Source organism: Falsiroseomonas stagni DSM 19981, from assembly GCF_900114315.1.
Lineage (GTDB): Bacteria > Pseudomonadota > Alphaproteobacteria > Acetobacterales > Acetobacteraceae > Falsiroseomonas > Falsiroseomonas stagni.
On sequence record NZ_FOSQ01000011.1, the window covers coordinates 22,560 to 41,048 of the forward strand.

An 18,489-nucleotide genomic window follows, 5' to 3' on the forward strand; every position below is an offset into this window, starting at 1 on the left:
GTCGTGAATGAAAACGTTTCCACACCCCCTGTCAAAGGGTTTTTCAAGCCCGGCAACGACGAGGCGGCGGAAAGGCGTTGATGGGCTGGCAGCGTGGCGCCATGCTGGGGCAGGCTCATGAAATCGATCACACCCCCCCCTGCCCCCGTCGGCATCAAGGATGTCGCCCGCGCCGCCGGCGTGGCGCCCGCCACCGTATCCCGTGCGCTCGGCAAGGGGCCGATCAGCGACGCGCTTCGCGAACAGGTGATGCAGGCCGTGCGCGCCACGGGCTACCGCCCCAACCTGGCCGCGCGTCGCCTGCGGTCCCAGGAAACCGGGACGATCGGGCTGATGGTGGCGGACATCGCCAACCCCTTCTTCACCGGTGTCGCCCGCGCCGTGGAACACGCGGCCTTCGAGGCGGGGCTGCGCGTCATCCTCTGCGACTCGGATCGCGATCCGGCGCGGGAGGCCAGCTACCTCCAGCTGATGCAGGCGGAGCGGGTGACAGGCCTCATCATGGCGCCGACGCGCGCCACGGCGCATCGGCTGGCGGGGCTGGACCTGTCCCTGCCCACGGTGCTGATCGACCGCGCCGGCCCGCCCGGCCTGTTCGACAGCGTGCTGCTGGATAATGGGGAGGCCGCTTCCGGCCTGGTGGACCATCTGGTCGCCAACGGCCACCGCCGCATCACCGGCCTGTTCGGGGAGACGAGCGACACCGGCCGCGCGCGGGCGGAGGGCTACGCCACCGCCATGGCCCGCCACGGCCTGGCGCCCGATGCCCGCTTCATCCCGCCCGCGACCCCGCCGGCGGAGGCCGCGCTGGCGGTGCTGCGGGATGGCCCGCCGGGCGCGCTGCTGGCGGCCAATTCACTGCTGCTGCTGGGCGCGCTGCGCGCCACGCGCCAGGCGGGGCTGCGCGTGCCGGGGGACCTCGCGCTCTGCGGCTTCGACAATGAACCCTGGACGGAGCTGGTGGAGCCCGGCCTGACCGTGGTGGAGCAGCCGCTGGAGGAAATCGGCCGCGGCGCCATGCGCCTGCTGTTCGACCGGCTGCGGGACCCGGATGCGCCCGTTCGGAAGCTGATGCTCAGCGGGCGGCAGGTGGTGCGGGGATCGACGGCGGCGCGATAGGCCTCAACGGCGGGACCGGCGGGCGGGAGCGCGCTTGGACTTCGCCTTCGCCTTCGGCCGGGGCCGGGGTGCGGGCTTCGCCTTGCGCGGGGGCGCGGCAGGCTTCGGGCTGGCAACCGGCTTCGCGATGACAACCGGCTTCGGCACCGGGATGCCGTCCGGGCCTTCATAGCGCTGCAAGGTCGCCTCCGCCGCCAGATGCGGATAGGCCCGCGCGCCCTTGGGCCAGGTGCGGGCGAAGGCCGCGACCTCCGCCTGGTCATGCCCGCGGATCGCCTGGACCAGCGCCTCCGCCGCCTGGGCGGGCTTCAGGCGCTGCTGCTTAAGCAGCCGCACATGCCATTCCCGAGCACGCAGCGGACACCAATCCACCAGCGATTCCTGCAGCGCGCGGCGCACCGCCGGGGGCAGTTCCTCATAGGCGCGATAGGCATCGCCCTTCAGCGTGCTGCGGGGCCGGGTGGCCATGCTGTTGTCCATCGGCGCCTTCTAGCGAGGGCGCGCGCGCGGGCAAACCGAAACCCTCGCCCCCCCGCCGCATGGCGGGTGCGACCAGGGATCGGGGCTGGCGGCCTGCCTTGTCCGCCGGTCAGCCCCGCGGCAGCCCGAATTCGATGAGCAGGAGCAGGAACCCGCCAGCGAACAGGATGGCGGCCAGCGTGAGGACCGCCGCCAGGGTGAGCCACCGCCCCTCCCGCCGCAGCCTGGACGCCCAGGTCAGCAGCAGGAAGACCGGATCGCCGCCGGTCTCGCGAAACCAGCGCAGCATGGGGCGGCCGCTACCCGCCGGTCACACCGTCAGCCCGCCATCCACCACCACGGTCTGGCCCGTGACCATCGCGGCACCCGCCAGCAGGAAGACCATCACCTCCGCCAGGTCTTCCGGCGTGCAGCGGCGCTTCAGCAGGGCGTTGTCGATGGACGACGCGCGCTGTTCGTTCGTCCATTCGATCATCCAGGTGCTGTCCACCGCACCCGGCGCCACCGCATTCACCCGGACCTCCGGCGCCAGGCCGCGCGCCAGGTTCTTCGTCAGGCTGATGACGCCGGCCTTGGTGGCGCCATAGGCCATGGAGGAGCCGGGCGAATTGATCCCGGCGATGGAGGCGGTGTTGACGATGGCGCCGCGCGACGCCCGCAGCGCCGGCGCCGCCGCCTTGGCGCAGCGGAAGACGCCGAGCAGGTTCACCTCGATCACGGCCTGCCAGAGTTCCTCCGTCAGCCGGTCCAGCTCCTGCGGCGCGACGGAGGTGCGGGTGCCGGGGGTGCCGGCATTGTTGGCGAGGTAGTCGAGCCGCCCGAGATCGGCGACCGCCTTTTCCACCATCGCCGCCGCGCCCGCCGCATCGGCGACGGAACCGGGGGCGGAGATCACCCGCGCGCCGGTCTCGGCAGCGAGCTTCGCCACCGCCTCCGGCCCGCGCGGGTCATCGGCCAGGTGGTTGATCGCAACCGCGCAGCCGCTGCGCGCCAGCAGAGTCGCGGTGGCGAGCCCGATGCCGGAGGCACCGCCCGTGACCAGCGCGGCGCGGCCCTTGAGGTCGTAGGTGATCATGCGCTTCGTCCCTGTCCCGCCATGGTGCCGATGCGCCGGATGGCGCGCTTGAGTTCCATCAACCGCCGGTCGCGCGCCTCGAACAACGCGGCCGGGTCCTGTCCTCCCCAGTCGTAGAAGCCGGCGCCGGCCATGACGCCGGTCCTGCCTTCCGCGACCAGCGCATCCACCGCCTCGCACTTCCCCCGCACCGGCGGCGGTTCGTACATGCGGTTGGAGAGGCTGGCCTGCATGAAGGGCAGGCCGGTGAAATCGGCCTTGGCCAGCATGCCGAGGATGGGGAGGCGGAGCGCGATGCCCTCGATGATCGCCGTGTCGATCTCCTCCGCCGTCGCGACGCCGTCATCCAGCAGCTTCTGGATCTCCAGCCCGATCGCGGATTGCACGCGGTTGGCGATGTAGCCGGGGACGAATCTGCGCATGACGACGGGCGCCTTGCCCATGGCCAGGCAGAGTTCGCGGGCGAAGGCCACGCAGGCGGGGTCGCATTCGGGCCCGCCGACGATGTCCACCAGATCCACCAGGTAGGGCGGCGTGTACCAGTGCATGATGATCGCGCGCTGCTGGCGCCGCGCGGGGATCAGCGGGAAGGGATCGAGGTAGCTGGTGTTGCTGGCGATGATCGCGTCCATCGGCGCCACCGCGTCGATCTGGTCGAACAGCACGCGCTTGGCGTCCGGCTTCTCGATGATCGCCTCCACGATCAGGTCGGCGCCCTCCACCGTCTCCGCCAGCGTCGGCAGGCGCGTGACCTTGGCGTGCAGCCATTCGGCGTCGCGCTCCGCCGGTGCCTCCCCCGCCTGCACCAGCGTGGCCAGCGCCGTCTCCATCAGCGGGCCCGCCTTGTCGAGCGTCGCCATGGCGCTGTCGGTCAGCCGCACCTCATGCCCGCCCAGCGCATAGACCAGCGCGAGGGCATGCCCCATCGTGCCGGCGCCGATCACCGCGACCTTGATGCCCATGCCGCTTGTCACTCCGTGGGTGTGTAGGGTTCGGGGGCACGCGCCTCGATATCCGTGCGGACGTCGATGACAACCGTCTCCTTCGCCGCCAGGGCGTCGCGCAGGGCGGGGGCGATGTCTTCCGGGCGCTCCACGACGATGCCGCGCAGGCCGAAGCCGCGCGCGATGGCGGCGAAATCGGCGTGGTCGCCGAAGCGCAGCAGCTCCGCCGCCGCCGCCGGGTCGTTCCCCGCGGCGCGGCGGAGATTGGGCCAGCCCTGGCCGAATCCCTGGTTGTTGTTGACGACGCAGACCACCGCGATGCCGAGGCGCTTCGCCGTCTCCAGCTCCGCCAGATGGTAGTGGAAGGCGCCGTCGCCGGACCAGCAGAGCACGGGGCGGTCGGGCGCCGCGCATTTCGCGCCGAGTGCGGCGGGGAAGGCCCAGCCGAGCGAGCCCGCCGCGCGCTGGTAGCCCTGCGTGGTCAGGTCGATCAGCGTGCCGGTCCAGATGCCGGAATAGCCGGTATCGGCGACGAGGATGCCGTCCGCCGGCAGCGCGGCACTGATCTCCGCGCAGAGGCGCGCGGGGTCGATGGGCGTGGCGTCGCTGGATAGCCGCGGCGCGACGGAGGCGCGCCATTCGGCAACCAGCGCCGCCGCTTCCCGCGCGAAGGCATCGTCCCGCGCTTGCCTGCCAAGCTGGTCCAGCAGTTCCACCAGCACCGCGCGCGGGTCGCCCAGCAGCGCGACCGTCGCGGGCAGGCTGCGGTCGAATTCCAGCGGGTCGGCATCGACCTGGATGATCGGCACGCCAGGGCGCGGCAGGCGCCAGCCATGCGTCATCTGGTCGCCGGTATCGCAGCCCACCAGCAGCACCAGGCCCGCCTGTTCCAGCACCTTGTTGGCCGGCGGCGCGGAATAGGACCCGACGACACCCGCCACCCGCGGATGCGCCGTCGGCACCAGCGCCCGCGCGCCGAGCGTCGTCAGCACCGGCGCCTCCAGCGCCTCCGCCAATCCCAGCACTTCCGCCCCGCAGCCCGAGAGCATGGCGCCATCGCCGGCCACGATCACGATGCGGCGCGCGGCCCCCAGGGCGGCGACGGCGGCGGCCACCGCATCGGGGTCCGGCGCGCCGCGGAAGCGCGGCGCGACCAGGGCGGAGAGGTCGGCGGGCGGTTCGGCCACACGTCCCTGTTCCACCACCTCCGCCATCAGCCCGTGCAGGTCGAGATGGACGGGGCGGACGGGCACGGACACCGCCGCCGCCCAGGCCTGGCGCAGCAGCCGCGGCAGATGCGCGGCCTCCGCCACCTCCGCCGAGAATTTCGTGACCGCCTGGAACAGCGGCGCATGCGCCACTTCCTGGTAGGCGTTGCGATGCTGGGCCGCGTGGGGCTTGCGGCCCGTCAGCGCGATGACCGGGCTGCGGGCGAGCCAGGCATCCTGCAACCCCGCCGCCAGATTGGCCGCGCCCACCGACTGCGCCGCCACCACGCCCGGCCGGCCGCTGACGCGGCCATAGGCATCCGCCATGTAGACGGCGGCCTTTTCCGTATGCGCCAGCACCGGCTTCACGCCGAGCCGCGACAGCGCCAGCAGCGTCGGGCGCAGCACGGCATCGACGAAGAAGACATGGCTCTGCCCGGAAGCCGCGAGGCTCCCCGCCAGCCATTCGGCGCCGGTCATCATCGGTCGTTCCCCCATGGCGGCAGCCTGCCCGCCCGGGGCGGGTGGGGCAAGACGGCGTCAGGAACCCCGATAGGTCGCGTAGCTCCAGGGCGTGCAGAGCAGCGGCACGTGGTAGTGCCCCTCCCCCGCCCGCAGCGTCACCACGATCGGCAGCTCGTCGAGAAAACCCTCACCGCCGAAATGCGCGCCGATGTGGAAGCGCAGTTCGTAGGTCCCGGCGACGAAATCAGCGGCATTCATCAGCGGCGAATCGGTGCGGCCATCGGCGTTGGTCAGCGCCTCCGTCACCTTCTCGCGGGCCTCGCCCTGCAGCCGGAACAATTCGACGCGCACGCCCTGGGCTGGCCTGCCGGAGGCGGTATCGAGGATATGGGTCGTCAGCGCGCTGGCCTTCATCTCAGTCGGCTTTCGCGCCGGCGGCGACCCAGGCGAGGATCTTCTGCCGTTCCTCCGTCGTCATCTCCGTCATGTTGCCCGGCGGCATCGCCTCCGTCGCCACCTGCTGGCGCATGGCCTGGGCCCAGCGGCGGATCTGGGCGGGGTCGTCGAAGCGCACGCCCTTGGGCGCAGCGGCAATGCCCTCGAAGGTCGGGCGGGCGGCGTGGCAGGAGGCGCAGTGGGATGCGGTGATGGCCTGGACCTCCGCGAAGCTGGGCACCTCCATGCCCGCGATGTCCGGCCCGCGCTTCGGCATCAGCATGATCGCCAGCACCACGATCACGGCAATGGCCATGGCGGGCAGCATCACCTGGTTCTTGCCGATCTGCCGCAGCACGAAGAACTGGCGCACCAGCGCGCCGGCGAGCGTGATGGCCAGCAGCACCACCCAGTTCCAGTCGCTGCTCCAGGTCATGGGGTAGTGCGGGCTGATCATCAGGAACAGCACGGGCAGCGTCAGGTAGGTGTTGTGGACGCTGCGCTGCTTGCCCCAGCGGCCGTATTTCGGATCGGGCTCCTGCCCCGCCTGCATGGCGGCGACCATCTTCCGCTGCCCGGGGATGATGACCATGGCGACATTCGCCACCATGATCGTTCCCGTCATCGCGCCGATCTGGAGGAAGGCGCCGCGCCCGCTGAAGATGTGGCAGGCGACGAAGGCGGAGACGACCAGCAGCGCGACGCCGAAGATCGACAGGTTGCGCTCATTCTCCGCGAACTTCGACTTGCAGACGAGGTCATAGACCACCCAGCCGCCCACCAGCATCGCCGCGGAGATCGCGACCGCGACGCCGGGCGAGAGGTTCATCACCGCCGGATCGACCAGGTAGGTGGAGGCCTGGCCCCAATAGATCAGCATGAACAGCGAGAAGCCGCTGATCCAGGTCCAGTAGGCTTCCCATTTGAACCAGTGCAGCTTTTCCGGCAACTGGGCCGGGGCGTTCAGGTACTTCTCCTTCCGGTAGAAGCCGCCGCCATGGATGGCCCACTGCTCCCCCTTCACGCGGGGGTTGCCGTCCCGCGGCGGGTCCAACTGGTTGTCGAGGCCGATGAAGTAGAAGCTGGTGCCGATCCAGGCGATGCCGGTGATCAGGTGCAGCCACCGGATGAGCAGGCTGGCCCAGTCGGAGAGGTAGGCGAGGTCCATCGGCATCCCTGGGGCGCGTCGCGGCGCCGTTTTGCCCCCGGCGCGGGTCGGCGCCGTTTTGCGCTGCAACAATCGCGAAACGGGGCCCTGGGGGCAAGGGGCTACCGCACCTCGTGCCAGGGCTCCGCGCGTTCGCCGCGGCGGAACAGGATCATGCTGTCGAAGAAGCTCACGCTTTCCGTCGTGCGGCACAACTCGCTGACCGCATCGCCCGGCCCCCGTTCCGCGGGCGGGATGCCGAGCCGGTCCATGGAGCCCACGCGCCCCGTCCATTCATGCAGGCGCTGGCAGACTCCGAACGCGACGTCGTAGATGGACCTTCCCTGCGGGTCATCGGCGAAGGGCCCGCCCCAGAAGGCGGTGTGGGTGTCCTCGATCAGGTAGGCGCCGGGCAGGCGCATGGCGGGGTAGAGGACATCGAAGGTGTTGATCTGCTGGCGGGCGGTGTGGCCGCCATCATCCAGCACGATGTCGGGCGGCCCCATTTCCGCCAGCGCGGCGCGGAGGAAATCGGGGTCCGCCTGGTCCCCCACGAAGACCTTCGCGCCGGGCAGGCCATGGGCTTCCGTCGCCGGGTCGATATCCATCCCGAAGATGCGCGCCTGCGGGCCGAGGTAGTCCTGCCACATGCGAAGCGACCCGCCGCGCTGCACGCCGATCTCCAGCATCGTCACCGGCCTGCCGCGGAAAGGCGCGAACGCCTGGTGATAGACCTCGAAGTAATGGTGCCATTTGTGGATCGGCGGCTGATCCTGCCTTCCCTGCAGGAACCGCAGATACAGGGGATTGTCGGGCGCGCTGTGGTGCATCCTGCGGGGCCTCCACTCGCCGGCCTGCTGCCGGGGGTCCCGCCCGGCATAGCGGCGGCCCCGCCAACAACAGGTTAAGCCGTGGCCGCGATCAGGTCGGCGGTGGGAACGATGGCGACCGAGGTCCGCCCCTCCACCAGCGTGGTGTAGGTCACGGCCTGGTCCCGGGCGCAGAAGCGGGGATGGGGGTGGCGGTGCAGCTCATCCTCCACCGGTGGCGTCATGCGCGCGAATTCGATGGACCGGCCGGTGTCCCGGTTCAGGAAGCGCAGCAGCCAGGCGGGGCCGCCCTTGTTCTCGCCGATCCGGTGGTCGGCCACGACATAGCGTTCGCAGGCGCTGGCATGGGTGTGCCAGCCGGTGCCGCGCCAGACCAGCTCCGCCGCCCCGCTGGCGATGTCGAAGCGCATCACCCCCTGGCGGAAATCGACGAACCACACGCCGCGCCCATCCGCGCCCCACACCTCATGCCCCGCCTTCCGCCCGGGCGGGCCGACCGGCCCGAAGCTGCCGGACCGGCGGTAGAAGAACATGCGGTGCTCATAGGGCTCGCTGGCGCCGGAGGTCATGTCCACCTCATCCTCCCGCGCCAACAGCACCAGCTCCGGATCGGTGGGCGAGAACTGGCCGTGGTTGAAGTGGAACGGGCTGCAGAACCAGGGCTCATACCCGCCATCGGCCAGGTCGAGCGCGCCGATGAAGCAGCGCGTGCCGATCCGCGAATCGAGCAGCAGCCGCGACCCGTCCGCGCTGATGCTGGGCTGCGTGACCAGGCGCTGGAGGAGGCGGCGATGCGTCATCTCGAAGGGCAGGCAGCCGAGGTGGCGCGGCACCGCTTCGGGATCGGGGCCGCGGCGCCAGAGGTCCCGGTTGTTCGCCCAGACCAGATCCCCCGTCGCCGGGTCCACCGCCGCCCCGCCATCGCTGAACTGGTGGTCCGGCAGCCGCGTGACCGTGCCGCGTTCCAGGTCCACGACGCCCAGCATCCGCCCCGCCTTGGCCGACCCGGCCCAGGGCGTGAACCAGGCGAACCACAGGAAGCGCAGCCCGTCATCGCAGGACGGCTTGCCGAAATAGAGCGTTTGCGAGGAGACCGAGGGCGGCATCCGCAGCAGCCAGCTGTCGATGCCGCTGGCCGGATGGGTCGACCGCGCGAAGATGCCGGGCGCCGCGGCGCGCAGCCGGTCCACTGCCGAAACCATCGTCATGCCGGCCCGCCTCCCCCATCCCCCGGGCTTTCCCGCCCGCGCAGCCCGGGGGCCATTCACCTTGCCGTGCCCGCTTCGCCGCCACTTCGTAACCCCCACGGATTATCCTAGGCTACGCGGCACGTCCAAGCCGGGAGTCCGCCGATGCGCCGCCGCCTCGTCATCATCGCCGTCGCCGGCGCCATCGCCCTGCCGGTCGCGGGTGCCCTCGCCCAGGCGGAGGCGGAGCGCCGCGTGGACCGGGCGATCGAGGTGCTGCGCCAGTCCATCGGGCCCGAGGCGCGCATCACCTGGGGGCTGCGCCAGGTGGATCCCGTCACCGGCCGCACCCGGCTGGGCGATGTCACCATCACCAGCGGACCCCGCCAGGTCACGGTGGCGGAAGTGCTGCTCTCCGACGTCTCCGACACACGGCTCGGCCGCGCGGAGATGCGCGCCCTGCTGATGACGGAGGGCAAGGGGGAGCGGACGGAACTCGCCCGCCTGGTGCTGGGGGGCATCCCCCTTCCCGCCGCGGGGCAGCGGGTGGAGCTGGCACGGCTGGAGATCGGCGTGCTGGAGGCCGATTCGCTGTCGATCCAGAGCGCGGCGGGGAATGTCCGGCTCGGCCGCCTGGCGGTGGAGGGCTATGCCCCCGGCGCGCTCGGCCAGGCGACGGCGGAGGGCTTCGAGTATCTAGACACCAGCCGCGGCGGCCGCAACGGCGCCCGCATCGGCCGCCTGGCCCTGGCCGGCGTGACCATGCCCGCACCCGGCCAGGATTTCGACATCAAGGATGTCACGCTGCGCGGCGCCAGCCTCGAAGGCGCGACGCTGGTGGATGAGGAGAAGAAGATCGACCTCGCCCTCGGCCGGGTCGCGCTGCGGGACTGGGTGCCGGGACGCCTCACCGATCTGGCGGTGGAGGGCGTGACTCTCGGCACGGAATTCGGCGCGATGGGGCCGGGCGTGTTCCGGCTCGGCCGCATCGTGATGCAGGGGATCGATGGCGCGGGGCTCGCCACCGCCTGGTCCACCAACATCCAGCCGCCGGACCCGGCGCCGGGCGTGCCGCAGCTGATCCTGATCGAAGGCATCACGGCGGAGGCCAATGGCGCGCCGCTGGTCAGCCTGGGCCGCATCCAGGCGGATGGCAGCGTGGCGGCCGATGGCGTCGTCGGCGGGTCGCTCGTGGTCGACGGGCTGCGCGTGACCCTGCCACGCGGCAGCGCGCCGCCGCTGGAACAGCTGGGCTACACGGAGATCGCGGGCGGACTGGAGATGCGCGCCACCCTGGCCCGGGCCGGCGGCGTCCTCGCCCTGAGCCCCTGGCGGACCCGGTGGAACGAGGCCGGCACGCTGACGCTCGCCGGTCGCTTCCTCGACATGCCCGCCCCCCTTCCCGGCACGGTGCTCGACCCCGATGCGCAGGCGGCGGCACTGATGAATGCCCGGATGGAGGCGGTGACGCTGTCCTGGCGGGACCAGGGGCTGCTGGGCCGCGCCATCGCCTGGCAGGCCCGCCAGCAGCGGGTGCCGGAAGCGCGGATCCGCGACCAATGGGCGCAGATGGTGATGGCGATGCCGCTGCCGGGTGAGGCGCCGCAACAGCGCCGCCGCGCCGCGCCGCCTTCCCCCGCCAGCAAGGGCGCCCAGGCACCCGCCGCCGGCGGCAAGGCCGGCCCGGCGCCGGCGGCCGATGCGCCCGACCCCTTCGTCGCGGTGCGGGAAGCCGTCGCGCAGTTCATCCGCCAGCCGCGGGAGATCGAATTCACCCTCCGCCCGCCCCGCCCCATGGCGTTCGGGGAGATGGCGGGGCTGATGGCCGCGGGACCGTCGGAGGGCGCGCGGCAGCTGGGGCTGACGGTAAGGCTGCCGTGAGGCGGCCGGACATCGCCCAGCCGGCGTCGAGCCAGGACTGAACCGCCGCGACCGCCGGCGGGCACGCCCCGCTGCCAGGATGCTCCCGCGGCGCCTCACCCCGTTGATCTGACGCCTGTTCCCCGCCAAACAGGGGCGCGCAGGGACAGGGGAGACGCGACGCATGGCCGCATCGGACAGCACATCGGTCGAAGCCGCGCCCAACCTCGTCGCCGCCGTCTCCGAATCCCGGCAATGGGACCGCATCGCGCAGATGGCGCGGCTCGGCGGCTTCACCGATGCCGATGGCCATCACGGCGTGAACCGCGCCGCGCTCACGAAGCTGGACCGCGATTCCCGGCGCCTCCTGCTCTCCTGGGCGCTGCCGCTCGGCCTCAAGCCCTCCGTCGACGTGCTGGGCAACCTGTTCCTGCGGCATGAGGGGACGGAACCCGGCGCCGCCGCGGTCATGGCCGGCAGCCACATGGACAGCCAGCCCAATGGCGGCCGCTTCGACGGCATCTGGGGCGTGCTGGCGGCGCTGGAGGCCGTGCAGGCGATCCGCGAGGCGGGCATGGCGACCAAGCGCCCGATCGAGATCGTGGCCTGGACGAATGAGGAAGGCGGCCGCTTCGCGCCGGGCTGCATGGGCAGCATGGCCTGGTCCGGCCACCGCCCGCCCGATACCTGGAACGACACCAGGGATGGCGACGGCATCCGCTTCGGCGACGAACTCGCCGCGCTGTTGGCCGCGGAAGCGGACATCCCGCGCCGCCCGCTCGGCATCGTGGAGGGGCCGCGCCCCTTCGCCTATGTCGAGCCGCATATCGAACAGGGCCCGCTGCTGGAATCGGAAGGGCTCGATATCGGCGTCGTCACCGGCATCCAGGGCAGCCGCTGGTTCCTGGTGGAGATCGAGGGCAAGACGGACCATGCGGGCACCGCGCCGCTCTCGCTTCGCCGCGACGCGGTGCAGGACATGGTGCGGGTCATCAATGCGCTGAACGCGCTAATGGCGGACCCGACCGACGTGCTGCGCTTCACGGTGGGGCGGATCGAGGTCGGCCCCAATTCCAGCAACACCGTCGCCGACCGCGCGCGCTTCACCATCGATTTCCGCCACCCGGACCCCGCCGTGCTGCTGCCGAAGGGCGACGCGATCGAGGCGACGGTGCAGGCCGCGCTGACCACCTGCCGCGCCACCGTGACGGAACGCTTCCACGCCCTGCCCGCCCGCTTCGACGCCATGGTTCAGGACACGATCGAGGCCGCCGCCCGGTCCCAGGGCCTGACGACGCGGCGCATGCCCTCCGGCGCCTTCCACGATGCGCAGTTCCTGGTGCCGGTCTGCCCGACCGGGATGATCTTCATCCCGAGCCGGGGCGGCGTCAGCCACCACCCCGCCGAATACAGCACGCCCGCCCAGGTCGCGAATGGCGCGCGGGTGCTGGCCCAGGTGCTGGCGACGCTGGCGAACCGCTGAGGTTGCACGGCCGGGGGATCACGCTCCGGCTAAGTTGAATCGTCGCCGCCGGTACCGCCCGTTAAGGATTGCCCCGGGGCCGCCCACGCCCGTGGCCCCGGCCACGCCGGGCGGCGCCGCCGGCAGCCGAGAGAAACCGTGCATGGGCGTTGATGGCAGGGGCGGCACGCCGCCTGGATCGGGCGTGCTGGACCCCGTGGCGGGCGCCGGCGCGCTCGATACGACGCTCCGGCTGATGCGCCACTCCCGCCAGCCGATGTTCGTCGCCTGGGGCCCGGCGCTGACCTTCTTCTACAATGACGCCTATGCGGTCATCCTCGGCCGGCGGCACCCCGAGGCCTATGGCAGGCCCTTCCGGGATGTCTGGCCGGAGATCTGGGACGCCATCCTGCCGCTGATCCGCCAGGCGCTGGCCGGCCAGGCGACCTGGAGCGAGAACCTCCACCTCGTCATGGAACGGCATGGCTACCGGGAGGACACCTGGTGGACCTTCTCCTACAGCCCCGCGCATGACGAGGCCGGCGCGGTCGCCGGCATGTTCTGTTCCTGCATGGAAACCACCGGCCAGGTGCTGGCCGAACGCCGCCTGCGGGAGAATGAGGGGCGCTTCCGCGCCCTGCTGGATGCCGCGCCCGCCATGATGTGGGTGACGGACAGCAGCGGCTACTGCACGCATCTCAGCCGCAGCTGGTACGACTTCACCGGCCAGACGCCGGCCACGGGCCTCGGCACCGGCTGGCTCGACGCGGTGCATGCCGAGGATCGGGGCCCCGCCCGGGCGCATTTCATGCAGGGCATCCGCGACCACGCCTCCTTCCGGCTGGACTACCGGCTGAAGCGCGCCGACGGCGCCTGGCGCTGGGCCATCGATGCCGCGGAACCGCGCCTGGCCGCCAGCGGCGACTATCTCGGCCATGTCGGATCGGTGCTCGACATCACGGAGCGGCGGGAAGCGGAGGAGCGCCAGGCGCTGCTGGCGCGGGAAGTGGACCACCGCGCCAAGAACGTGCTGGCGGTGGTGCAGGCGGTGCTGCGCCTGACCCGCGCGCCGGACCTGCCGAGCTTCGCGCGCGCGGTGGAAGGCCGCGTCGCCGCGCTGGCGCGGGCGCAGACGCTGCTGGCCAAGGATCGCTGGGCGGGTGCCGACCTGCGATCCATGGTGGAGGGCGAGATCGCCCCCTTCCTGGTCGAGCATGGCGAGCGCGAAAGCCGCGCCACGCTGCGCGGCCCCGCCGTGGTGCTGCCCGCCGCGGCCGCGCAGCCGCTGACCATGCTGGTCCACGAACTCGCCACCAACGCCATGAAGCATGGCGCCCTGTCGGTGGAGACCGGGCGCCTGCTGGTAGCCTGGCGGGTGGAGGGGCAGGCGCTGCACCTCGACTGGCTGGAGAGCGGCGGCCCCGCCATCACCGCCCCGCCGCCGCGCAGCGGCTTCGGCACGCGGGTGCTGGACGGGACCGCGCGCGGGCAACTCGGCGGGTCGATCGCGATGGATTGGCGGCCGGAGGGGCTGGCCTGCCACCTGGCCATCCCGCTGGACCGCATCCCCGCCGGCCCGGATGACACGATCCCGGGCCTGGCGGGGTAGCGGCCGCGATCAGAACAGCGCGTCGCCACCGTACCAATACTGGAAGTCGGCATTGGTCAGGGGGGCCACGCCGCCGGTGGCGAAGTTCACCATCACGTCGATATCCGCCGCCGCATCGCCATCCGTATCGGCCAGGATGCGCAGCCCCGCATCCGTGACCACCTGCCAGGCCATGTTGGCGGCGGGCCCGCCAGCCAGGAACTGCACCGTCCCGTCCGGCTGGATCGTGCCGGCTTCGATGACGATGTGATCGGCGCCGCGCTGGAAATCAGTGATGACGCTCTGCGATCCCTTGGCCGAATGGTCGAACTGGAAGAGGTCCGCGCCGATGCCGCCCGTCATCTGGTCCGCGCCCGAGAAGCCGAAGAGGATGTCGTCGCCGGCATTGCCGTGCAGCTGGTCATTGCCCTCGCCGCCATGCAGGTAGTCATTGCCGGCGCCGCCGCCGAGCACGTCGTCGCCCTTCCCGCCGCGAAGCTGATCATCCCCGGCATCACCCAGCAGCGTGTCGTTGCCCGCGCCGCCGAAGACCACGTCGTTGCCGCCGCTTGCGTGGATCTGGTCGTTCCCCTCCTCCCCGTACAGCAGATCGCGCCCGGCACCGCCGAAGACCGTGTCGTTGCCGCCGCCCGCGCGCAGCATCTGGCGGAGTTGCGCGTGGTCGCCGCCGGTGATGACGTTGTCGAGGTCATTGCCCGCGGCGATGATGGGCATGTCCCCGGCATAGACGTCGGCCGGGGTCTCGATCCGCAGGTTCTCGACATTGGCGTAGAGGTCGGCCAGCGTGCCGGCGACACTGCCCTCCTGCATCCAGCTGGGCACGAAGGAGTCGGCGATCTGCACGTTGGTGCTGGCCGTCACGTTGGCGTTGCTGAAATCGACATTGGTGAGGTCGAAGAAGCCGGTGCCCAGCACCACCGTGTCCGTGCCTTCGGCCCTGGCTTCGACCACCTTCTCGACGAAGGCCATGCGGCCCAGCACGGGGGCGCCCCCATTGGCCTCGTAGGATGCAGCTTCGACATAGGCGGAGGCGCCACCGGTGATGTAGTAGGTGTCGTCGCCGGCCCCGCCGACCAGCGTATCCTCCGCCTGGGAGAAGCTGAACCGCGGCGCCGCGTTCAGCGTGTCGTTGCCGGCGCCGCCGACCAGCAGGTCCGCCCAGTGGCCGCCGCTGCCCACCAGCACGTCATCGCCCAGCCCGCCCTTCAGCGTATCGCCGCCAAGCCCGCCACCCACCAGCGTATCGTCGCCGATGCCGCCGGTGATCTGGTTGCGCTCCGCATTGCCGGTGCCGGCGAAGTCGCCGAGGCCGGTATAGACCATGTTCTCCGCATTGTTGTGCAGCGCATAGCTGGAGATGGAGACACGGACGGTGTCGATGCCCTCGTTCTTCGCCTCGATCACCAGGTCACCGGCATTGTCGACGACATAGGTATCGTCGTTGATGCCGCCGGCCATGTTGTCGGCACCCGTGCCGCCATCCAGCCAGTCATTGCCCTCGTCGCCGCGCAGGGTGTCGTTGCCCGCATCGCCGTAGAGCTGGTCGTTCCCTTCATTGCCCTGCACCCAGTCATTGCCGGCACCGCCATACAGCGTGTCCTGGCCCAGGCCGCCGCCCATCGTATCGTCGCCGGCGCCGCCATCCATGTAGTCGGCGAAACCCGTGCCGATCAGGTGGTTCTTCAGCGCATTGCCATTGATGAAAGCCATCGTCGTTCTCCGCTTCGCGATGCCGGACGCTTGCCGGCGATGGCGCGACAATAGGGGAGGCCGGCCGCGGGCCGATGGCGCGGGTGCTGTAACGTGGTTTCAATCCTGTCGCGTCGCGGGCCACCGGCGAAACGCAGAAACAATACTGCGCGGGATCAGGGATCCTTCGCGATCGCCGGCGGCAGAGCCGCGGCGTTCCGTGTCGATCCGGCGATCGACAGCGGGGCGCGCCTTCTGCAGCGCCTCGACCAGCCGGGTGATGCTGGGCCGGGCCCGCGACCTGCCGGTCCGCCAGCGCAGGGTGCCGGTGAATTTGCTGCGCCGGCACCTGGCCCGATGCCCGGGACGCAGGCGGCGGAACCGGAGGCGGCGATCCTGGCCCGCATCGGCGAGATCGCCATGCGATTCAGGCCGGCAGGCCCTCCGCCCGCAAGGCTGCCGCCAGCCCCGCCGCATCCCGGAAGTGATGCGCCCGCATCCCCACCGCGCGCGCGCCGGTCACATTCTTCTCGCTGTCATCGATGAACAGGCAATCGGCCGCCGCCAGGCCGTTGCGGTCGAGCAGCCGGCGATAGATCGCGGGGTCGGGCTTCAGCAGCCGCTCCTCCGCCGACACCACCACATCGATGAAGCGGGCGAGGAAGGGGAAGCGGGCCTGCTCCTCCGCGAATTTCTCGCTGGAGAAATTCGTGATGGCGTAGAGCGGCACGCCCGCCGCGCGCAGCCCCTCCAGGATCGCGACCGTGCCAGGCACCTCTCCCGGCACCATCTCATGCCAGCGGTCGCTATAGGCGGCGATCAGGTCGGCCTGGTCGGGGAACAGGGCGGTGCGCTCCGCCACCGCCTCCGCCCATCGCCGGCCGCGATCCTGTTCCAGGTTCCAGTCCATGGTGCAGATGCGGGACAGGAAATCCGCCCGCGCGGCGGCATCCGGGATCAGCTTGCGATAGAGATGCTCCGGGTCCCACTCGATCAGCACATTGCCGACATCGAAGACCACCACGGACGCCGCCATCACCGGACTCCCTGCTATGCCTGGGGCAGGGTAGTCCCGAAGGGCTCCTCGATCCCAGCCCGGGCGAGGTCCGCCGCCAGCCGGCCTGCGGGGTCATCGCCGCGCCGCACCGCCTCCGCCGCCGACAGCGCATAGAGCAGCAGCGCCGGACCCGCGAGCCCGATGCGCAGCCCGACGCGGCCGGCGCGCGCCAGCGCGTCCCGCGCCCGGGGATCGTCCCCCGCCATCTCGGCCAATGCCTCCAGCCCATCCCCCGCCAGGGGACCCGGCCTGCCGGAATCAACCATGCCGCGACGCGGCCATCACACCACCCCTCCCGTCATCCGCGCCGCCTGGCGGCGCATGAACATCCTGTCAGCCCACGCGAACCCATAGCCGCCGGAATCGGCGGAACCGAGTGACGTAAGGTTACAGGAAATTCACGCGGACCGCACCCCCCCTCCCCGACCCTCCCATGCAACCCTTGCCCCGGCCGGGCATCGGGGGCAGAGAAGCGCCCCCTCTCATCCTCCCCGGATGCCCAGCACGCCATGAACGACCGCATCTCCCTCCCCAAGGACCGCATCCGCATCCTGCTGCTGGAAGGCATCGCGGACAGCGCCGTCGACCTGTTCGGCTCCGCCGACTACGTGACCATCACGCGGGAGAAGAAGGCGCTGGAAGGCCAGGCGCTGATCGAGGCGGTGAAGGGGGTGCATATCCTCGGCATCCGGTCCCGCACCGAGGTGACGGAGGAAGTGCTGGCCGCCGCCGACCGGCTGATCGCCATCGGCTGCTTCTGCATCGGCACCAACCAGGTGGACCTGGCCGCCGCCGCCCGCCGGGGCGTGGCCGTGTTCAACGCCCCCTTCAGCAACACCCGCAGCGTCGCCGAACTCACCTTGGCGGAAGCCGTGATGCTGATGCGCGGAATCGTCGAGAAGTCGAACAGCGCCCACACCGGCGGCTGGGACAAGTCGGCCGCCAATAGCTGGGAGATGCGGGGCAAGACCCTCGGCATCGTCGGCTACGGCAATATCGGCAGCCAGCTTTCCGTCCTGGCGGAAGCCTTCGGCATGCGGGTTCTCTACCACGACCACACCGGCAAGCTGCCGCATGGCAACGCCAGCCCGGCCGCGTCGCTGAAGGACCTGATGACGCAGTCGGACGTGGTGACCATCCATGTGCCGGAAACGCCCGACACCGTCGGCATGATCGGCGCGCGCGAACTGGGCTGGATGAAGCCCAGCGCCATCTTCATCAACAACGCCCGCGGCACGGTCGTGGATGTGGACGCGCTGGCCGATGCGCTGCGGGAAAAGCGCATCCTCGGCGCCGCCGTGGACGTCTTCCCGGTGGAGCCCAAGCGCAACGGCGACCCCTTCACCAGCCCGCTCCAGGGCCTGCCCAACGTGATCCTGACGCCCCATATCGGCGGCAGCACGGCGGAAGCGCAGGACCGGATCGGCCAGGAAGTGGCCCGCAAGCTGGTGGACTACAGCGACACCGGCGCGACCATGGGCTCCGTCAACCTGCCGCAGGTGCAACTGCCCGTCCGCCCCGCCGGCGCCCGCTGGACCCACCTGCACCGGGACGCACCCGGCATGCTGTCCCGCATCAACGAAAGCTTCGGCCGCCGCGGCCTGAACATCACCGCCCAGTACTACCAGACGGATTCCGAACTCGGCTACATCGTGGTCGAAAGCGTCGAAGCCCGTGCGGAAGCGGAAGCGATCCTGGCCGAGCTGCGCGAACTGCCGGGCACCGTGCGGGCGCGCCTGATCTACGAGCGGCGCTGAGGGTGGCCTGCAGGGCGGGCTCCGCCCCCCTGCACCCCCCGCCAGGAGCCAGCGGGCTCCTGGACCTCATGCTTTGCATCGATGGGTGATGGGAGGGGCACGGAACGCCCGCCTGTCCGGCGGCACCGCCATGCCCCTCCCATCACCCATCGATTGAAGGGGGTT

Annotated in this window: 17 protein-coding genes; 5 read left to right on the forward strand and 12 right to left on the reverse strand. The window is 71.2% G+C overall.

Translation table 11 applies throughout. The features are described from left to right. Positions 1 to 117: 117 nt before the first annotated feature. On the forward strand, positions 118 to 1,119 hold the full coding sequence (locus tag BM041_RS22270; RefSeq protein WP_092962114.1) for a LacI family DNA-binding transcriptional regulator: 1,002 nt from the start codon (positions 118 to 120) through the stop codon (positions 1,117 to 1,119). A gap of 3 nt (positions 1,120 to 1,122) precedes the next feature. Here the strand turns inward: BM041_RS22270 and BM041_RS22275 are convergent, their stop codons facing one another. The 9 genes from BM041_RS22275 to BM041_RS22315 all read right to left on the reverse strand — a co-directional run bounded on the left by BM041_RS22275 (position 1,123) and on the right by BM041_RS22315 (position 8,911). Continuing rightward, entirely contained in the window at positions 1,123 to 1,587 is a 465-nt protein-coding gene (locus BM041_RS22275; RefSeq protein ID WP_139226145.1) for a DUF6525 family protein, read from the reverse strand. A gap of 121 nt (positions 1,588 to 1,708) precedes the next feature. Further along, the gene (locus BM041_RS22280; RefSeq protein ID WP_092962116.1) at positions 1,709 to 1,888 is read right to left on the reverse strand and encodes a hypothetical protein; all 180 of its coding nucleotides are present in this window, start codon (positions 1,886 to 1,888) and stop codon (positions 1,709 to 1,711) included. A gap of 21 nt (positions 1,889 to 1,909) precedes the next feature. Beyond that, positions 1,910 to 2,674 carry an SDR family NAD(P)-dependent oxidoreductase gene (locus tag BM041_RS22285; RefSeq protein WP_092962117.1) on the reverse strand — a complete coding sequence of 255 codons (765 nt, stop codon included), beginning with the start codon at positions 2,672 to 2,674 and terminating at the stop codon, positions 1,910 to 1,912. Beyond that, positions 2,671 to 3,636, reverse strand: coding sequence for a 3-hydroxyacyl-CoA dehydrogenase family protein (locus BM041_RS22290; RefSeq protein WP_092962118.1), 966 nt, complete (start codon positions 3,634 to 3,636; stop codon positions 2,671 to 2,673). The genes BM041_RS22285 and BM041_RS22290 overlap by 4 nt, the downstream gene beginning before the upstream one ends. Positions 3,637 to 3,644: 8 nt before the next feature. Further along, on the reverse strand, positions 3,645 to 5,324 hold the full coding sequence (locus BM041_RS22295) for a thiamine pyrophosphate-binding protein (RefSeq protein WP_092962119.1): 1,680 nt from the start codon (positions 5,322 to 5,324) through the stop codon (positions 3,645 to 3,647). A 42-nt stretch (positions 5,325 to 5,366) separates the two neighbouring features. Further along, complete coding sequence (uraH, locus tag BM041_RS22300) at positions 5,367 to 5,705, reverse strand: hydroxyisourate hydrolase (protein WP_092962120.1); 339 nt, start codon at positions 5,703 to 5,705, stop codon at positions 5,367 to 5,369. A gap of 1 nt (position 5,706) precedes the next feature. Further along, the gene (locus BM041_RS22305; protein ID WP_092962121.1) at positions 5,707 to 6,894 is read right to left on the reverse strand and encodes a urate hydroxylase PuuD; all 1,188 of its coding nucleotides are present in this window, start codon (positions 6,892 to 6,894) and stop codon (positions 5,707 to 5,709) included. A gap of 101 nt (positions 6,895 to 6,995) precedes the next feature. Further along, on the reverse strand, positions 6,996 to 7,703 hold the full coding sequence (locus BM041_RS22310) for a class I SAM-dependent methyltransferase (RefSeq protein WP_092962122.1): 708 nt from the start codon (positions 7,701 to 7,703) through the stop codon (positions 6,996 to 6,998). A 74-nt stretch (positions 7,704 to 7,777) separates the two neighbouring features. Further along, positions 7,778 to 8,911, reverse strand: coding sequence for a hypothetical protein (locus tag BM041_RS22315; protein WP_092962123.1), 1,134 nt, complete (start codon positions 8,909 to 8,911; stop codon positions 7,778 to 7,780). Between the two features lie 144 nt (positions 8,912 to 9,055). Between BM041_RS22315 and BM041_RS22320 the strand changes: the two genes are divergently transcribed. From BM041_RS22320 to BM041_RS22330, 3 genes are all read left to right on the forward strand, one after another. Continuing rightward, positions 9,056 to 10,771: a hypothetical protein gene (locus tag BM041_RS22320; protein WP_092962124.1), complete on the forward strand. Its 1,716-nt coding sequence runs from the start codon at positions 9,056 to 9,058 to the stop codon at positions 10,769 to 10,771. 163 nt (positions 10,772 to 10,934) lie between these two features. After that, positions 10,935 to 12,233 carry a Zn-dependent hydrolase gene (locus BM041_RS22325; RefSeq protein WP_092962125.1) on the forward strand — a complete coding sequence of 433 codons (1,299 nt, stop codon included), beginning with the start codon at positions 10,935 to 10,937 and terminating at the stop codon, positions 12,231 to 12,233. A gap of 142 nt (positions 12,234 to 12,375) precedes the next feature. Then, positions 12,376 to 13,821 (forward strand): sensor histidine kinase, encoded by a 1,446-nt coding sequence (locus BM041_RS22330; protein ID WP_175534093.1) that lies wholly within the window; start codon positions 12,376 to 12,378, stop codon positions 13,819 to 13,821. Positions 13,822 to 13,830: 9 nt separating this feature from the next. Here the strand turns inward: BM041_RS22330 and BM041_RS22335 are convergent, their stop codons facing one another. From BM041_RS22335 to BM041_RS22350, 3 genes are all read right to left on the reverse strand, one after another. Further along, complete coding sequence (locus BM041_RS22335) at positions 13,831 to 15,531, reverse strand: calcium-binding protein (RefSeq protein WP_092962127.1); 1,701 nt, start codon at positions 15,529 to 15,531, stop codon at positions 13,831 to 13,833. A 406-nt stretch (positions 15,532 to 15,937) separates the two neighbouring features. Then, positions 15,938 to 16,546: an HAD family hydrolase gene (locus BM041_RS22345; protein ID WP_092962129.1), complete on the reverse strand. Its 609-nt coding sequence runs from the start codon at positions 16,544 to 16,546 to the stop codon at positions 15,938 to 15,940. Positions 16,547 to 16,560: 14 nt separating this feature from the next. After that, positions 16,561 to 16,833 (reverse strand): hypothetical protein, encoded by a 273-nt coding sequence (locus tag BM041_RS22350; RefSeq protein ID WP_092962130.1) that lies wholly within the window; start codon positions 16,831 to 16,833, stop codon positions 16,561 to 16,563. A gap of 243 nt (positions 16,834 to 17,076) precedes the next feature. On the opposite strand from BM041_RS22350, the gene serA reads away from it, so the two are divergent. Beyond that, entirely contained in the window at positions 17,077 to 18,324 is a 1,248-nt protein-coding gene (serA, locus tag BM041_RS22355) for a phosphoglycerate dehydrogenase (RefSeq protein WP_092962131.1), read from the forward strand. The last annotated feature ends 165 nt before the right edge of the window (positions 18,325 to 18,489 follow it).

What these genes read in the sequence shown, in the direction of transcription:
- BM041_RS22330 (WP_175534093.1), top strand. Translation starts at nt 12,376, where the DNA reads ATGGGCGTTGATGGCAGGGGCGGCACGCCGCCTGGATCGGGCGTGCTG.
- BM041_RS22350 (WP_092962130.1), bottom strand. Translation starts at nt 16,833, where the DNA reads ATGGTTGATTCCGGCAGGCCGGGTCCCCTGGCGGGGGATGGGCTGGAG.
- BM041_RS22315 (WP_092962123.1), bottom strand. Translation starts at nt 8,911, where the DNA reads ATGACGATGGTTTCGGCAGTGGACCGGCTGCGCGCCGCGGCGCCCGGC.
- BM041_RS22285 (WP_092962117.1), bottom strand. Translation starts at nt 2,674, where the DNA reads ATGATCACCTACGACCTCAAGGGCCGCGCCGCGCTGGTCACGGGCGGT.
- BM041_RS22275 (WP_139226145.1), bottom strand. Translation starts at nt 1,587, where the DNA reads ATGGCCACCCGGCCCCGCAGCACGCTGAAGGGCGATGCCTATCGCGCC.
- BM041_RS22325 (WP_092962125.1), top strand. Translation starts at nt 10,935, where the DNA reads ATGGCCGCATCGGACAGCACATCGGTCGAAGCCGCGCCCAACCTCGTC.
- BM041_RS22335 (WP_092962127.1), bottom strand. Translation starts at nt 15,531, where the DNA reads ATGGCTTTCATCAATGGCAATGCGCTGAAGAACCACCTGATCGGCACG.
- BM041_RS22290 (WP_092962118.1), bottom strand. Translation starts at nt 3,636, where the DNA reads ATGGGCATCAAGGTCGCGGTGATCGGCGCCGGCACGATGGGGCATGCC.
- serA (WP_092962131.1), top strand. Translation starts at nt 17,077, where the DNA reads ATGAACGACCGCATCTCCCTCCCCAAGGACCGCATCCGCATCCTGCTG.
- BM041_RS22305 (WP_092962121.1), bottom strand. Translation starts at nt 6,894, where the DNA reads ATGGACCTCGCCTACCTCTCCGACTGGGCCAGCCTGCTCATCCGGTGG.
- BM041_RS22270 (WP_092962114.1), top strand. Translation starts at nt 118, where the DNA reads ATGAAATCGATCACACCCCCCCCTGCCCCCGTCGGCATCAAGGATGTC.
- BM041_RS22295 (WP_092962119.1), bottom strand. Translation starts at nt 5,324, where the DNA reads ATGGGGGAACGACCGATGATGACCGGCGCCGAATGGCTGGCGGGGAGC.
- BM041_RS22310 (WP_092962122.1), bottom strand. Translation starts at nt 7,703, where the DNA reads ATGCACCACAGCGCGCCCGACAATCCCCTGTATCTGCGGTTCCTGCAG.
- BM041_RS22320 (WP_092962124.1), top strand. Translation starts at nt 9,056, where the DNA reads ATGCGCCGCCGCCTCGTCATCATCGCCGTCGCCGGCGCCATCGCCCTG.
- uraH (WP_092962120.1), bottom strand. Translation starts at nt 5,705, where the DNA reads ATGAAGGCCAGCGCGCTGACGACCCATATCCTCGATACCGCCTCCGGC.
- BM041_RS22280 (WP_092962116.1), bottom strand. Translation starts at nt 1,888, where the DNA reads ATGCTGCGCTGGTTTCGCGAGACCGGCGGCGATCCGGTCTTCCTGCTG.
- BM041_RS22345 (WP_092962129.1), bottom strand. Translation starts at nt 16,546, where the DNA reads ATGGCGGCGTCCGTGGTGGTCTTCGATGTCGGCAATGTGCTGATCGAG.